Source organism: Paenarthrobacter sp. 10L420 (genome assembly GCF_056395385.1).
In genome coordinates this window covers 61,202-76,262 of record NZ_JBFTJK010000015.1, presented here as the reverse complement: position 1 = coordinate 76,262, position 15,061 = coordinate 61,202, and the positions used below count along the sequence as shown (strand labels likewise).

The 15,061-nt window shown below is 62.8% G+C and carries 13 protein-coding genes; 5 read left to right on the top strand and 8 right to left on the bottom strand.

All coding sequences use genetic code 11. The annotated features are described in order from the left end of the window. Positions 1-8: 8 nt before the first annotated feature. From purL to purS, 3 genes are read right to left on the bottom strand one after another with little or no spacing between them, the layout of a single operon-like run. Positions 9-2,318 carry a phosphoribosylformylglycinamidine synthase subunit PurL gene (gene purL, locus AC1DD5_RS18935; protein WP_442004207.1) on the bottom strand — a complete coding sequence of 770 codons (2,310 nt, stop codon included), beginning with the start codon at positions 2,316-2,318 and terminating at the stop codon, positions 9-11. Next, a complete protein-coding gene (gene purQ / locus AC1DD5_RS18930) occupies positions 2,315-3,088 on the bottom strand; it encodes a phosphoribosylformylglycinamidine synthase subunit PurQ (protein WP_442004208.1) in 774 nt (257 codons plus the stop codon). Before purQ ends, purL begins: the two co-directional genes overlap by 4 nt. A 1-nt stretch (position 3,089) precedes the next feature. Continuing rightward, on the bottom strand, positions 3,090-3,341 hold the full coding sequence (gene purS / locus AC1DD5_RS18925) for a phosphoribosylformylglycinamidine synthase subunit PurS (protein ID WP_011773385.1): 252 nt from the start codon (positions 3,339-3,341) through the stop codon (positions 3,090-3,092). A gap of 256 nt (positions 3,342-3,597) precedes the next feature. Between purS and AC1DD5_RS18920 the strand changes: the two genes are divergently transcribed. Continuing rightward, positions 3,598-3,783: a hypothetical protein gene (locus tag AC1DD5_RS18920; protein WP_442018645.1), complete on the top strand. Its 186-nt coding sequence runs from the start codon at positions 3,598-3,600 to the stop codon at positions 3,781-3,783. 125 nt (positions 3,784-3,908) lie between these two features. After that, positions 3,909-4,199, top strand: coding sequence for a DUF1540 domain-containing protein (locus AC1DD5_RS18915; RefSeq protein WP_442018646.1), 291 nt, complete (start codon positions 3,909-3,911; stop codon positions 4,197-4,199). A 103-nt stretch (positions 4,200-4,302) separates the two neighbouring features. Here AC1DD5_RS18915 and AC1DD5_RS18910 read toward each other — a convergent pair whose 3' ends face one another. Then, positions 4,303-5,241, bottom strand: coding sequence for a phosphoglycerate dehydrogenase (locus tag AC1DD5_RS18910; RefSeq protein ID WP_477522407.1), 939 nt, complete (start codon positions 5,239-5,241; stop codon positions 4,303-4,305). Between the two features lie 109 nt (positions 5,242-5,350). Here AC1DD5_RS18910 and AC1DD5_RS18905 point away from each other — a divergent pair, with 109 nt between their 5' ends. Beyond that, entirely contained in the window at positions 5,351-8,377 is a 3,027-nt protein-coding gene (locus tag AC1DD5_RS18905) for an exo-alpha-sialidase (RefSeq protein ID WP_477522406.1), read from the top strand. A 261-nt stretch (positions 8,378-8,638) separates the two neighbouring features. Continuing rightward, positions 8,639-11,806: a S8 family serine peptidase gene (locus tag AC1DD5_RS18900; protein ID WP_477522405.1), complete on the top strand. Its 3,168-nt coding sequence runs from the start codon at positions 8,639-8,641 to the stop codon at positions 11,804-11,806. Positions 11,807-11,877: 71 nt separating this feature from the next. On the opposite strand, the gene AC1DD5_RS18895 is transcribed toward AC1DD5_RS18900, so the two are convergent. The 4 genes from AC1DD5_RS18895 to AC1DD5_RS18880 form a co-directional block, all read right to left on the bottom strand. Then, positions 11,878-12,267 (bottom strand): serine protease inhibitor, encoded by a 390-nt coding sequence (locus AC1DD5_RS18895; RefSeq protein WP_477522404.1) that lies wholly within the window; start codon positions 12,265-12,267, stop codon positions 11,878-11,880. Between the two features lie 80 nt (positions 12,268-12,347). Beyond that, on the bottom strand, positions 12,348-13,214 hold the full coding sequence (locus tag AC1DD5_RS18890; protein WP_477522486.1) for a 3-methyladenine DNA glycosylase: 867 nt from the start codon (positions 13,212-13,214) through the stop codon (positions 12,348-12,350). Positions 13,215-13,248: 34 nt separating this feature from the next. Beyond that, positions 13,249-13,881 (bottom strand): SSI family serine proteinase inhibitor, encoded by a 633-nt coding sequence (locus AC1DD5_RS18885; protein WP_477522403.1) that lies wholly within the window; start codon positions 13,879-13,881, stop codon positions 13,249-13,251. 22 nt (positions 13,882-13,903) lie between these two features. After that, the gene (locus AC1DD5_RS18880) at positions 13,904-14,170 is read right to left on the bottom strand and encodes a helix-turn-helix domain-containing protein (RefSeq protein WP_477520194.1); all 267 of its coding nucleotides are present in this window, start codon (positions 14,168-14,170) and stop codon (positions 13,904-13,906) included. A gap of 65 nt (positions 14,171-14,235) precedes the next feature. On the opposite strand from AC1DD5_RS18880, the gene map reads away from it, so the two are divergent. Beyond that, positions 14,236-15,006 (top strand): type I methionyl aminopeptidase, encoded by a 771-nt coding sequence (gene map, locus AC1DD5_RS18875; protein ID WP_477522402.1) that lies wholly within the window; start codon positions 14,236-14,238, stop codon positions 15,004-15,006. Positions 15,007-15,061: the final 55 nt, after the last annotated feature.

Below are 15,061 nucleotides of genomic sequence, written 5' to 3'. Positions count from 1 at the left end.
GGGGAGGACTAGCCGAAGTACTTCGGCAAGGTGGCCTCGTGTGCTTCGCGGAGAGCGTCCAAGGACAGTTCGTCCACGCCGTTGATCTCCAGCTTCGCACTGGCAGCATCGACAACTCCGATCCGGAGGTGGGCGAAGCCGCGGGCGGTGCACATGTCCTTGAAACGGACTTCCTCGGAGCGCGGGACCGAAACGATTGCCCGGGCCTGGGACTCGGAGAACAGTGCGGTGAACAAGTCCACGCCGTCGCGCTCCATGAGTTCCTCAAGGGCGATGCGGGCACCGACGCCGTAGCGCAGTGACGACTCAACCAATGCAGCTGCAAGGCCGCCTTCGGAGAGGTCGTGTGCTGCGTCAACCATGCCGTCACGGGAAGCGTTGATCAGGATTTCGCCCAATGCACGCTCGGCTGCGAGGTCGACCTTCGGCGGCAGGCCACCGAGGTGTCCACGCAGGTTGGACCATTCCGAACCATCCAGTTCTGCTGCAGTGGTGCCCAGCAGGTAGATCGCCTGGCCGTCCTCGCGCCAGCCCGACGGCGTGCGGCGGGCGACGTCGTCGAGCTTGCCCAGGACTGCCACCACAGGGGAGGGGTGGATCGGCGTGGTGCCGGTCTGGTTGTACAGGGAGACGTTGCCGCCGGTGACGGGAATGCCCAGTTCCATGCAAGCATCCGAGAGGCCACGGATGGCTTCGGCCAGCTGCCACATGACGTCCGGGTCCTCGGGCGAACCGAAGTTCAGGCAGTCGCTGACGGCCATCGGAACAGCGCCAGAGGTAGCAACGTTGCGGTAGGCCTCGGCCAATGCAAGCTGTGCACCCTGGTACGGCTCAAGGTAGGTGTAACGGCCGTTGGCGTCGGTAGCCAGGGCAACGCCCAGGCCGGTTTCCTCGTCAACGCGGACCACACCGGAGTCATCGGGGTAGGCCATGGCAGTGTTGCCGCCGACGTAGCGATCGTACTGGTTGGTGATCCAGTCCTTGCTGCACATGTTCGGCGAAGCGACCAGTTCAGTAACGGCTGCTGCCAGTTCCGACGGAGCGGAAGGACGGTCGGCGTCCTCAACGGAACCAGTGAAGGAGTTCGCCTGGACCGAGTCCTGCCATTCCGGGCGTGCAAACGGGCGGTCGTACACCGGGCCGTCGTGCGCAACGGTGCGGGGATCGACGTCGACGATTACGTCGCCTTCCCAGGTGATGATGAGGCGACCGGTATCGGTGACCTCACCCAACCAGGAGTACTCCACGGCCCACTTGTCCATCACAGCTTCGAAAGCTTCGATGTTCTCCGGGGTGACCACGGCCATCATGCGTTCCTGCGACTCGGACATGAGGATCTCGCCCGGGGTCAGCGTGGGATCGCGCAGCAGGACGGAGGTCAGTTCGACCTCCATGCCGCCGTCGCCATTGGAGGCGAGCTCGGACGTGGCGCAGGAAATACCAGCAGCGCCGAGGTCCTGGATGCCTTCAACCAGCGAGCCCTTGAAGAGCTCGAGGCAGCACTCAATGAGGACCTTCTCAGCGAAGGGGTCGCCCACCTGGACGGCGGGGCGCTTGGAGGGCTTGGTGTCATCGAAGGACTCCGAGGCCAGCACCGAAGCGCCGCCGATGCCGTCGCCACCGGTGCGCGCACCGAACAGGACAACCTTGTTGCCCTTGCCGGAGGCGTTTGCCAGGCGGATGTCCTCGTGGCGCATGACGCCTACGGCGAGTGCGTTCACCAGTGGGTTGCCCTGGTAGACGGAGTCGAAGACCATTTCGCCACCGATGTTCGGCAAGCCGAGGCAGTTGCCGTAGCCACCGATACCGGCAACGGCACCGTGCATGACGCGGGCGGTGTCCGGGTGGTCGATCGCGCCGAAGCGCAACGGGTCCATCACGGCAACCGGGCGTGCACCCATGGAGATGATGTCGCGGACGATGCCGCCGATGCCGGTAGCGGCACCCTGGTAAGGCTCAACGAACGACGGCGAGTTGTGGGACTCGATCTTGAACGTCACGGCCCAGCCGTCGCCAAGGTTGGTGACGCCGGCGTTCTCGCCGATGCCCACCAGCATGTCCTTCTTCATTTCCTCGGTGACCTTCTCGCCGAACTGGCGGAGGTGGTTCTTGGAGGACTTGTAGGAGCAGTGCTCGCTCCACATAACGGAGTACATGGCCAGTTCGGCGCCGGTGGGGCGACGGCCAAGGACCTTGACGATTTCGTCGAACTCGTTCTGCTTCAGGCCGAGCTCGGCCCACGGGAGTTCCGTGTCCGGGGTCTTGGCAGCGTGCTCAACAGTATCGATGTTGAACTTCTTGGTGGTTTCCGTGGTCACTTGTCGCCTCCCACAATCTTGTTCAAAACGGAGGTGAAGAAACCGAGGCCGTCGGTGTCGGAGCCGCCAATGCCGTCAAGCGATTCGGGGCCGAAGCCCACCTCAACCGCGTGCTCGGGGTGGGGCATGAGGCCCACAACGTTGCCAGCCGCATTGGAGATGCCGGCGATGTCGCGGCGGGAGCCGTTCGGGTTGAAGCCCACGTAGCGGAACACCACGCGGCCCTCAGCCTCAAGGGCGTCCAGGGTTTTCTCGTCCGCGATGTACTGGCCGTCCTGGTTCTTGAGCGGCACAGTGATTTCCTGGCCGTTCTGATAGTCCAAGGTCCAGGCAGTGTTGGCGTTCTCCACGCGAAGGACCTGGTCCCGGCAGATGAACTTCAGGTGGTCGTTCTTGATCATGGAACCCGGCAGCAGGTGCGACTCGGTCAGGATCTGGAAACCGTTGCAAATACCCAAAACCGGGAGCTTGGCCTCGGAGTTGGCAGCGTCGATGATCTTGGTCATCAGCGGCGCAAAACGCGAAATAGCGCCGGCACGCAGGTAGTCACCGTACGAGAAGCCACCGGGGATGATGACCGCGTCAACGTCGCCCAGTTCGGTATCTGCATGCCAGAGCGGAACCGCTGTGGCGCCTGCAAGCCGCACCGCACGGGCGGCGTCGCGGTCGTCAAGGGTGCCGGGGAAGGTGACGACGCCGATCTTGGCACCGGCCAAGCGGGGCTCAGCGGCGACGGCCACGGCCTCGCCAATCAGGGGGATCGATGTCATATCAGGCCTCGACGACCTCGACGTTGACAACATCCTCGATCACCGGGTTGGACAGGAGGGTCTCTGCGGCCTCACGGGCCTGGGCCAGGATAGCGTCGGTCACCTCGCCGTCAACCGTCAGTTCGAAACGCTTGCCCTGACGGACTGCGCTGAAGCTGTTGAAGCCGAGGCGGGGCAGTGCACCCACGATGGCTTTCCCCTGGGGGTCCAGAATCTCGGGCTTGGGCATGACGTCAACGACGATCCGGGGCATCCGGTAACTCCTGTGCGTGAGTTGGGTGAACCTTAAATAAGGCTGCCGCGGAGGTTGCCGTCTCACGCCGTTCAACTGGGTTTCTACAGCGTGGGGGCGCTCCGCGAGCTTGCACACCTATCTTACCGGGACCGGAGCGCATACCCTATTCAGCCGGATTCCGCGAGGACCCCCCGCCGATCCCCATCAAATTCGGGGCAATGAAAGCCCGACGGCGGCACTCGCCGGGCGTGGCGCCCGTCACTAGGATTGTGGCATGGCGGAGAAACCGAGGTCGATGGTGCTGGGCGTCGTAGCCGCAGCTGTTTTTGCTGGTCTGGGACGAATGGTCATCCAGAAAATCAAGGCTGACAGGGTGGCAAGGGAGCATCACGTGACAGCCCCGTTGGATAAGGAAACGCGCGCGAAGATCAGCGACGCGCTCCGGACCCCGGGCAAATAGCTGCCTATTAGCGTACGTACAAATGCGCTATTCCTTCGGGTTAAATCCGGCTGTGGCGGCGTAGTTTAGGGACTACACGCGGGGTCCAGGCCCTGCGTTAAGTCTGGATCCAACCAGGAGGAACAATGACCGAACACATTGCCGAAGTATCCGCCTGTAGCGTTGGCAGCTGCGGCTTCAACCACGACGGATGCACTGCTTTTGGAATCACCATTGGTGGAACGCAGGACCACGCTTCCTGCGCCACGTTCATCGACACCAACGCAATGGGCGGCCTTCCCAAGGTCCTTGCCCACGTCGGTGCTTGCCAGCGGTCCGAATGCGTTCACAACAACAACCTCATGTGCGAAGCCCACGACGTCAAGGTCGGCCCTGGCCGCGAGGCTGCGGACTGCTTGACGTACGAGCACGCCTGACTTTTTTAGTCTTTCGCGAAAGTGGGTCCGTCCTTCCGGACGGGCTACTTTTTGTCATTTTCCGGCTCGCGCCGCTTGGCTTCGAGCTAGCCGGAAACCTGCGCTAGCCGGAAACCTGGTTGGTCAATGCACGGCCTTCGCGGAGTGCAGACAGGTTGGCAAGGACGAGCTTGGCTGAACCCTTGGGGCGATTGCCCGCCACGTGCGGGGTGATGATGACATTTCGTGCCGACCAGAGTTTGGAGTCTGTCGGCAGGGGCTCTTCCCTCGTGACATCCAAGGCTGCGGCGCGCAGGCGACCCTCGTCCAGAGCGGCAACCAGCGCCTCTTCATCAACGGTTGCCCCGCGCCCAACGTTGACGAAAATTGCGGTCTCTGGAAGTGCGCGCAGGAGTTCATCGTTCAAAGCGTCAGTGGTCTCGGGCGTGGCGGGGAGGATTGAGATCAGCACATCCGTGGTTCGCAGTAGTTCGGGAAGTTCCTCCGCCGCGGCGACTGGAAAGCCATAGCGCTCCCCACGTGAGCTGGCTACGCCGGCGACGTTTGCCCCCAGTGCTGCCAACATCGGAGCGAGTCGTCCCGCGATGGAACCGAACCCCCAAATGGTGACGTTCGCGCCGTCGAGCGTGTAAAGCTGTTCCGTGTCCGGGCTGGCCTGAGCGGCGTTGTAGGCGTGGTCCCAAGACGCGGACTTTTGGGCTTCGAGCAGAAGGTCCAGCCTCCGCACGGCGGCGAGCGTGAGAGCCAAGGCGTGCTCGGCCACTGGACCGTCGTGGAGTGAGCGACCCGAGGCGATGGACACGTTGGCCGCAAATCCCGCTGCCAGCACCGAATCCGGTCCGGCTGCCAGGGTCTGTACGAGTTTGAGCTGGCTCATCCTTCTGGCTGCGTCGGCCAGATTCTCCGTGGTGTTCTGCCAGACCACCAGGACCTCCGCGTCAACGTGCTCGTCCGGAACCGGCTCATCCGCCTGGTAAGCGAACACGTCCTCGCCCGAGTCAGCGAGGTCCAGATTGATGGTGTGGGGGACGAGGATCTTCACTGCAACTCCATCGTTGAAAAGATTTGCCGGTATGTGCACGAGGTTAGTCTTTCTCCTCGCGAAGGCGCGGCTCCAACTTCATCCCTAGCAATGTGAGGGCGAGCACTCTATGGTTGTAGGACGTTCGACGTCGCACGTAGCACAAGCGTCAAACGTTCCCTTCCGCAGCAATGAAAGGACGCCCGATTTGAGACCCTCAAGCGCCACCCCATCGCTCATTCGCACCGTAGTTACAGGCGCTCTGAGCCTGTGCCTCATGGCCGGACTCGGCCTCCCTGCCACAGCAGCCCCCATCCCGCCCAACGACCCCACGGCCGCCCCTGGCAGTTTCACCGAAGCAAACATCGCCGCTGACCGGACGGCCGCAAACTTCTTTTATCGGATCCCGGCACTGACGTACCTGGGCAATAACGTGGTGCTCGCTGCCTGGGATGGGCGTCCGGGCTCAGCCGCAGACGCTCCCAATCCGAACTCGATCGTCCAGCGCCGCAGCACGGACGGCGGCCAGACGTGGGGACCGGTCCAAGTCATCGCCGCAGGGCATGTGGCCGATACAAGCGGCCCGAAGTACGGCTACAGCGACCCCTCATACATTTATGACGCCGAAGCTGGCAAGGTCTTCGCCTTCTTCGTCTACTCGAAGGATCAAGGCTTCGGCGGCAGCCAGTTCGGCAGCGACGACGCCGATAGGACAGTGATTTCGTCAGCGGTCATCGAGTCCTCGGATGCGGGCGTTACCTGGAGCCAGCCCCGCCTCATCACGAATGTCACCAAGCCCGGCACCAGTAAGACCAACCCCGTGGCCGGCGATGTCCGCTCGAACTTCGCCTCTTCCGGTGAAGGCATCCAGCTCAAGTACGGTCCGCACAAGGGCAGGCTCATCCAGCAGTACGCCGGTGACGTCCGCCAGGCTGATGGCACCAACAAGATCCAGTCGTACAGCGTCTACTCCGATGACCACGGCGCCACGTGGCAAAAGGGCGCCAACGTGGGCGACAGGATGGACGAGAACAAAACCGTTGAACTCTCCGACGGTAGGGTCCTGCTCAACTCCCGTGACAATGCCAACCAGGGGTACCGCAAAGTAGCCATCTCCACCGATGGTGGCGCTAGTTACGGTCCGGTGGCCCAGGACACAGAGTTGCCGGATCCAGCAAACAACGGCGCCATTGCACGGATGTTCCCCGACGCAGCCCAGGGTTCGGCCGATGCCAAAAAGCTCATCTTCACCAACGCCAATTCCAAGACCGGCCGCGAAAACGTCTCCGCCCGGGTTTCCTGCGATGACGGTGCCACTTGGCCCGGCATTCGCACCATCCGGTCCGGCTTCTCCGCCTACTCCAGTGTGACCCGCTTGGACGACGGCAAGTTCGGCGTTCTCTACGAGGGCAACTACACGGATAACATGCCGTTCGCGAAGTTCGATGACGTCTGGCTGAACTACGTCTGCGCCCCGCTCTCCGTCCCCTCTGTCACTACCGCACCCGGCGCCACCCAGCCGGTTGCAGTCACCATCACCAACCAGGAGGCCGCCACACTCACTGGAGCCAACGCGACGGTGTACACCCCGAGCGGCTGGTCCGCCACAACGGTGCCGGTGCCGGACGTGGCCGCCGGCGCCTCCGCTACTGTCAACGTAGCGCTGACCGCGCCACCGACCGCCAGTGGGCCGCAGAGTCTGAATGCAGCATTTACGACGGCGGATGGCAGGGTTTCGCAATTCACTTTCACGGCAACAGTCCCGGCGGCACCGCAGGTGGGGCTCACCATCACCGGTACGGCACCGGCGCGTGATGTGAGCGCCAGTCCTTATCAGGTGGGCGACGTCTTGAACTATTCATTCAACGTGAAGAGCACGTCGAACGTCACTGCCAACGCTGTACCTGTTTCCGGCACGTTCGACTCCGGTTTCCTGCCGCCGTCGGCCCCCAACTGCCGGTTCAACAACCTGGCAGCCGGCGCCAGCTACAACTGCACCACCGCCAAGCATGTTGTGACATCCGCTGACTTGGACCGCGGCTACTTCCTGCCGGAGGCGAGCTTCACCATCACGGCCAGTTCGACGCCGTCGCTCACCAAGACGGTCCCGTTCAACGGCGCTGCAGTCGCCTTGCGCGATGGTTTGGTGGCAGCCGAGATCAGCGGGGCGCGTGCCGACGTCGGGCGTGACCTCGCGGCCCAGCCTTATGCGGCAGGTGACCTGGTCCCCTACACGTTCACCGTGAAGAACACGAGCCCGTTGGTGGAGAAGGTAGTCCCGACCACCGGCAACTTCAGCCCCTTCCTTCCGGAGGGTCCGGGCAACTGCAGGTACCTGTCGCTGCCGGCCGGCCAGAGTTACCAGTGCACTACGCCGCGGCACGCCGTGACTGCCGAGGAAGCCGACCAGGGCTTCTTCGTCCCCAAGACCACATGGGAAGTCAGCGCTGCGGGCCAGAGCGCCAAGAGCTATCAAGTGGATGGCGGAGAAGTGGACCTCAAGATCCGCGAAGCGAAACTTGAAGCCACTGTTTCGGCGGAGTGGAAAGACGCCGACGGCGACCGGTTCGCCAGTGCAGGCGATCCCGTCATCTATACCTACACGGTGGGCAATGCCGGAAACGTGTCTTTGACCGGGCTTGAAGCTGAACAAGCCGGGATCTCCCAGGCCTCCGTGCCCGCCGGAGAAACGGCGACGGCAACCCGCAAGCGTGTGTTGACCGCTGCCGACGTCGCGGCGGGAAGCCTTGCCGCCGTAACCTTCGAGGCGACGGCGCACAACGGCGCCAGAGAAGTGGCCGTCACCGCCGAAGGCGGCGCGTTGGCGCTCAAAGTCCAGCCCGCCAAGCCGGAGACCGAGCCCGCGCTAACTGTCCAGGACTTCGATGGCCAAACGCCGCCGTTTGATCTGGGCACGGGGGAGAAGTATCGCAATGGCCAGAAAGTGACCTTGAAGGGCTTGGAATACGGGCAGTGGTACTACCTGTATCTAAACAAGGACAGTTATCGGCTCGGATGGATCTTCCCCACCACGGATAACACCGTGGAATTCATTCTTCCCTCGGACGTGAAGAATGGCCGTGACGATGTTGTGGTCCTGGATACGGACGGTGCGCAGGTCTCGTTCGATCGCCTGCAGGTGACGCCGAAGGGCTGAAGACAGCGCTCGAGTAAAAACAGCGGACCGCAGAATGTTTCCTGCGGTCCGCTGTTTGGTCGTCATGTGACGGGAATTTGGTGCGGAGACAAGACAAATTCACTGAAATGTGCTGTATGTCATATTTTGCTCTCAGTCTGTACTCTGTGACTCGACTGGTTGCGCATTTTTGACAAGAACTGTCACGAACGCAGCCATTCACATGTTGACAGGCCTTGGCGATGGAGCCCGGGCCTCACTCAGTGAAAGGTGCTATCACTCGTGAAATCACAAGGAAAGAGCTTCGTCAGAAGCGGGGGGCTTCGAAAGGCAGCGGCTCTCGCCGTGGGCTTGCCGTTGCTGCTCTCTTCCGTGGCGATACCGGCCCAAGCAGCTCCCTCACCGGAGACCGTGGCCGGAAATCAGGCGGGCGTGGCCAAGAAGAACCTTGACCCCAGCGCCTACAAGGACGGCCGCTACATGGTTGTCCTGGCAGAAAAGCCTGCGGCTACCTACGACGGCGGCACGCCGGGTCTTGCGCCCACCAAGCCGGAAGAGGGCAAGAAGCTCGACTCCGGCAGCGCCGAGGTAAAGAAATACCAGGAACACCTGCAACGGTCGCAGCAGGACGTTGCCCAGCAGGAAAAAGTCACCATTGAACGTGACTTCACCACCGCCATCAACGGCTTCAGTGCCAAGCTGACGGCAGAGCAGGCCATCAACCTGGCCAAGGACCCCAAGGTCCTGATGGTCGCGCCGGACACACAGTATGCACCGGACTACTCCACCAGTGATTTCCTGAAACTCAGCGGCCCCAACGGCACCTGGGCAACGCAATATGGAGGCCAGGAGAACGCCGGCAAGGGCACCGTTGTTGGCGTCATCGACACCGGATACACGCCCTCCAATCCATTTTTCGCAGGCGATCCCGTCGGACCGCTGGTCGGCAACCCCCAAGTGGGCGTCCCTTACCGGACCGCCGACGGCAAAATCGCAATGCTGAAGGCAGATGGCGATACCTTCATCGGCGAATGCCAGCCCGGCACGGACACCGGCGCCAGCTACGATGGCAGCGCCTGCAACTCCAAGGTCCTCAGCACCCACTACTTCGCGGACGGCTTCCTGGGAAGTGTCCCCCCGGAAAACCGTGCCCCTGAGGAGGTCATCTCGCCCGTTGACGTGGACAGCCATGGCACCCACACCGCAAGCACTGCGGCAGGCAACGGCAACGTCGACGCCGTAGTGGACGGCCGCAGCTTCGGCATCACCAGCGGCATCGCTCCTGCCGCCAAGCTCTCCATCTACAAGGTCTGCTGGGAAGACACAGATCCGACGACCGGCGGCTGCTACGGCTCCGCATCCGTGGACGCCGTTGAACAGGCCATCCTGGACGGTGTGGATGTGCTGAACTACTCCATCTCCGGTTCCACCACGTCCACCACCGATCCCGTATCGCTTGCTTTCCTTTCCGCTGCTTCGGCTGGGATCTTCGTGGCAACGTCCGCTGGAAACTCCGGACCAACCGCCAGCACAGTGAACCATGGAGCACCCTGGCTGACCACAGTCGCTGCCACCTCCTTCTCGCAGGAACTGCAGGGCACAGTTGAATTCTCCGATGGCAGCAAATTCCGCGGAGCGAGCATCATGAATCACGAGGTGAGCGGGGCCGGCGTCGTGCTTTCCACCAACGCTGCAAGCGGTGAAGGTAACGCAGCGCTGTGTGCTCCCGGCTCGCTGGATCCGGCCAAGGTTTCCGGCAAGGTGGTTGTTTGTGATCGTGGCGTGGTTGACCGCACCGCGAAGAGCGCGGAGGTCCTTCGAGGCGGTGGCGTCGGAATGATCCTGGTGAACCTGACGGAATCGTCGCTTGACACGGACAAGCACGCTGTTCCCACTGTCCACGTGAACCCCCCTGCCACGCAGGCCATCAAGGACAAGGTGACGGCCAACCCCACCATCACTGTGTCCCTGGTGAACCACGACACCACCGGCCTGCCCGCCGAGGCGCAGCCGCAGATCGCCGGATTCTCCTCCCGCGGGCCGTTGCTGGCAACGGATTCAGACCTGCTGAAGCCTGACGTATCAGCACCCGGCGTCGCTATCTTGGCAGGCGTTTCGCCCATCGGAACCGGCGGAGACAACTTTGGCTTCCTGTCAGGAACGTCCATGGCTTCCCCACACGTGGCCGGTTTCGGCGCCCTGATCCTGTCCAAGAACCCACAGTGGTCACCGGCAACCGTGAAATCGGCAATGATGACCACGGCCGGCCCGGTGAAACTGGCCAACGGGGCCATCAACCAGGATGTCTTCGCCACCGGCGCAGGACAGGTTGATCCCGCAAAGGTCCTGAGCCCCGGCTTGGTCTACGACGCCACAACTGAGGACTACCTCAAATTCGTTCAGGGCACGGGCATGGACCTCGGCATTGCGGGACTGGGCTCGACGCAGCCGCGCGATATGAACGTTCCCTCGTTTGCGCTGGGCAACCTGGCCGGCAAGATCGAGGTCACGCGGACAGTTACCGCGTTGACGCCGGGTCTGTATCGCGCCTCCGTCAACGTTCCCGGCGTCAACGTCAAGGTCACCCCGTCCGTGCTGAACTTTAGCGCTGCGGGTGAAAAGAAGACGTTCAAGGTGCAGTTCGAGAACAACAATGCAGCCTTGGGTAAGTTCGCCACGGGATCACTGAGCTGGCAAGGCGCAAACAAGACCGTCACCTCTCCCATCGCCGTCCGTCCGCAGTCTGTGATCGCTGATAAGGCCATGGCCTTCACGGGAACTGGCCCCAACGGCTCAGCAGCCATCAACATCGTCTCCGGCACCAATGCACCGGTGGGAGTCACGATCGATGGCCTGTCCAAGGCGGATTCGTCAGAAATTGAACTGGTTCCGGGTCCCTTTACCGGTGAGACCGACGCCTCGAACTTCGTCAAGAAGGTGACGGTGGGGGAGAACAGCGCCTTGGCCAAGTTCTCGGTCATATCCTCGGACGAAGCCGCAGACTTCGACATGCTCGTCCTGACTCCCACCGGGCAGCAGCTCCCGTCCGCGACGGCCTCCGCCAGCGAATCCGTCACGGTGCCCAATCCCGAGCCGGGCGACTACTACGTTTTCGCCAACCTTTACGCGAGCCCCAACAACCAGCCCACCAAGGCAACAGTTGATGCCGCGGTCCTGGGGGCCAACGAGGGCAACGCCACGGTGACGCCCAACCCAATCCGCCTCGCCAACGGCAAGGTGGGGACCATCTCGCTGAACTGGACCAACCTGACGCCGGGCTCCTACATCGGACGCCTGACATTCGAGGGCACCAGTGAACCCAGCTTCGTCACGGTAGTGGTGACTGCTGGCGGCGCCGCGGTTGTTCCGGATGCCGAAAACCCGAAGAAAGACAAGAAGGGCAACAAGATCCGCGGAGACGAGCCAACGCAAAGCAACAACGCAAGCTAGCTCGTTCACGAAATTTGTACAGCTGACGCCCTGAGGAGGCTCTCTCCTGAGGGCGTCAGCTGCACCCGGGCTCAGATGGCGCCGGTAGATCCTCCCGCGCCGCCCAGGAGTGGTGCCATGGCGCGCCAACGTGCGATCTCGCAGCCATCGGTCCGGCTGAGCTTGCTGTGGATCTTCCGTCCGCGGAACCAACCTGTCACCAGGGCCACCTGCGGGCCCCCGTACTGTTGCGTGCAGATCCGGTCGGGTCGCGGAACCGGGAAGAACACTTCCTCACCAAACTGCTCGACGGCGGCAAGGGCCGCGGTCGCGTCCGGAAGGTTCGAGTCGATCGAATCCGGCTCCGGAGACAGAATGCCTTTCGCGGACCGCAGGTAGAACTCAGTGGGCGCGGCGCCAGGTGCCTCTGTCAGCGCAACGGTGAGGTCGACGTCGTACTCGCTGTTGTCGGGGGAAACCATGGTTACCTTTCGCTGGTGGCGGCGGGTGCTTGCGGCGGCGGGTGCTTATGGCAGGAGTCCCGGGGGACGATCAGACTCCTTTAAAGAAGCGGTTCGATTGCCTGAAGCACGCGGGCCCGCAGCGTCTGGGATTCGGCCGCAAAAGCCCGCTGGTACTCAACGTACTCGGCCTTGCCCTGCGGTGTCTCGATCCTGATGGGCGGGTAGCCCCATTCTTCGAGGTCGTAAGGGGAAGCCCGCATGTCCATGGTCCGGATCCGCCACGACAGTTCGAAGCAGTCCATCACCAACTCGCTGGGCAGCGCGGGAGTCAGTTTGTAGGCCCACTTGTACAGGTCCATGTTGGCGTGCAGGCAACCCGGTTGTTCCATGGTGCGCTGGTTCTCACGGGTGGGCGTGAGCTCGTTGAGCGGGATGGCGTCCGGAGTGTAGAAGCGGAAGGCATCGAAGTGGGAACAGCGGATGCGGTTCTGCTCCACCACGGTGTCAGTGCCGTCCCCGCCAAGCCGCAGTTTCAAGTACTCATGCCGAAGCTCGAATTTCTCCTGCCGGTACACCATGGCCCACTCATGGAGGCCGAAGCAGCCGAACTGGGCCGGGCGCTTCGCCGTGCCGTTGAGGAGAATGCCGGCGAAACTCACGGCCTCGGCGCGTTGGGCCATGAAACTGTCGCGATCAAAGATGACGGCGGGCGCACCTGGCGGCAGTCCGACGGCGGCGAGGTCACCGTCGTCGAGCACGCGGTAAAACTTCCAGCTGGCACGTTCAAGGGCACGCGCGCCACTGAGCACCACTCCATCGCCGGGATGCCAGCGCAGCAGTTGGCCAGGTTTTTGGGTGTAGTACGTGAAGAGGAAGTCCTCCACGGGGTGTTTCTTTCCTGCTGACCGGCGGGCCAGATACGGGTCGGCGTACCGGGCGACGCGTGCGTGATGGGCGGCCTCCATCCCGAGCCAGTGCTCTTGGGGGAGGTGCTGGGGCCTAAGCTGCTCCACCACTGGAACCGATGATGGCGCTGGCCGCGTCCCACAAAGCGATTTGGCAACCGTCGGTGCGGCTGAAGGAAGCGGAGACTTCCATGCCGTCAACTGCGCCGGTCACCTTGGCTGTTTGCGGACCGCCAAACTGTTGCGTGCACGCTTGGTCGCTCTTGATGGGTGCGGGGCTCAGCAGCGACGGATTGTTCTTCAGTGCCGTGCAGGCTGCGCTCGCGGTGGGGTGTTTGCTTTCGGCTGCCGGGGCGCCGTTGATGCACACGAGCGTGTAATTTTGCGATGCTGCCCCGGGGGACTCCAGCACCGTGATGGAGAGTTCAGCGTTTCCCTGTCCTGGAGTGGGCTTCGCTCCCGGCAGGCTGGGGTCCGGTGTTGTGTCTTCGGGGCCGAGGGTTGTGGGCACCTGGGTGGGCGTTGGTTTGGATGGCGTAGGCCTGTCGCTTGGGCTGTCACTTGGACTGACGGACGACGACGGCGCTGAGGCAGTGCTGCTCGACCCACCCGGCGCGGGGGCGCCCGAGCAGCCGGCCAGGGCAGCGAGGGCCAGGACGGCTATGAGGGGCCGAACTCCTATGAGGGGCCGGACTCCTACAAGGGCCCGGACGAGGCGCGAGCGCATGGGTTCTCCTTGGGCTGCCATTTTATGCCGGCGCGGCAATGCTTTCGGGCTGGCTGATCCCTGCCCACACCTCATCGAGGGACAGCCCGAGGACATCGGCTATCGCCGCGATGGTCTGGAAAGCCGGGGTTGCCACACGTCCGGACTCAATCTTGCGGAGTGTCTCCGGTGAAACCTGGGCCTCGAGTGCGATCTCCAGCATCGAGCGCGCTCCCCGGGCGCGACGCAACATGGCGCCGAGACGCTGTCCGCGCTCGACCTCTTCAGCTGTGAGTGGCAATCTGACCATGGCTCCAATTCTAATACCGGGATAATATGGCCGGGATAGTTATTGGTTGAATGGGAAGGCGCCGCATGATCGAGATTCTGAACCGCACCGAACTGCATCGGGCAAAGGAGGCTGGTGCTCTGGTTGCCGACATCCTTCAGACGATGAAAGGCCGCAGTGCGGTGGGGGTTAACCTCCTGGAGATCGATCAGTGGGCTCAGGCCATGATCGCCGATGCCGGGGCCCAATCCTGCTACGTCGACTATTCGCCGTCCTTTGGGCGCGGTCCTTTTGGGCACTACATCTGCACGTCCGTCAACGACGCCGTACTCCATGGACTGCCTCATGACTACACGCTTGCTGACGGCGACCTGGTGTCCCTGGACCTCGCAGTTTCCAAGAACGGGGTCGCTGCAGACTCTGCCATCAGCTTCACAGTGGGCGATTCAAAGCCCTCGGACAGCCTGGCAATGATCGACGCAACGGAGCGGGCCCTGAGCGCAGGGATAGCCGTGGCCGGACCCGGCGCCCGCATCGGCGATATCTCCCACGCCATCGGCTCGGTCCTCAGTGAAGCGGGATACCCCATCAATACCCAGTTCGGCGGTCATGGCATCGGATCCACCATGCACCAAGACCCGCACATCGCCAATACCGGTCGGCCGGGCCGTGGATACAAATTGCGCCCGGGACTACTGCTGGCGCTGGAGCCTTGGGTTATGGCGGACACCGCCGAGCTCGTCACCGATGACGACGGGTGGACGCTGAGAAGTGCGACGGGTTGCCGTACAGCCCACAGTGAGCACACGATAGCCATCACCGACGACGGGGCTGAGATTCTCACCTTGGCGCGCTGAGCGCTGGTGCTCAGTGGCCGTTGCGTTCGGTTGTCGTCGGCTTGGGTGGCCGTCC

Excerpts from the sequence above, each read along its gene's own strand:
- AC1DD5_RS18915 (WP_442018646.1), top strand. The coding sequence starts at position 3,909 with ATGACCGAACACATTGCCGAAGTATCCGCCTGTAGCGTTGGCAGCTGC.
- AC1DD5_RS18890 (WP_477522486.1), bottom strand. The coding sequence starts at position 13,214 with ATGGAGGCCGCCCATCACGCACGCGTCGCCCGGTACGCCGACCCGTAT.
- purS (WP_011773385.1), bottom strand. The coding sequence starts at position 3,341 with ATGCCCCGGATCGTCGTTGACGTCATGCCCAAGCCCGAGATTCTGGAC.
- purQ (WP_442004208.1), bottom strand. The coding sequence starts at position 3,088 with ATGACATCGATCCCCCTGATTGGCGAGGCCGTGGCCGTCGCCGCTGAG.
- AC1DD5_RS18885 (WP_477522403.1), bottom strand. The coding sequence starts at position 13,881 with ATGCGCTCGCGCCTCGTCCGGGCCCTTGTAGGAGTCCGGCCCCTCATA.
- AC1DD5_RS18905 (WP_477522406.1), top strand. The coding sequence starts at position 5,351 with ATGGTTGTAGGACGTTCGACGTCGCACGTAGCACAAGCGTCAAACGTT.
- map (WP_477522402.1), top strand. The coding sequence starts at position 14,236 with ATGATCGAGATTCTGAACCGCACCGAACTGCATCGGGCAAAGGAGGCT.
- AC1DD5_RS18895 (WP_477522404.1), bottom strand. The coding sequence starts at position 12,267 with ATGGTTTCCCCCGACAACAGCGAGTACGACGTCGACCTCACCGTTGCG.
- AC1DD5_RS18880 (WP_477520194.1), bottom strand. The coding sequence starts at position 14,170 with ATGGTCAGATTGCCACTCACAGCTGAAGAGGTCGAGCGCGGACAGCGT.
- AC1DD5_RS18920 (WP_442018645.1), top strand. The coding sequence starts at position 3,598 with ATGGCGGAGAAACCGAGGTCGATGGTGCTGGGCGTCGTAGCCGCAGCT.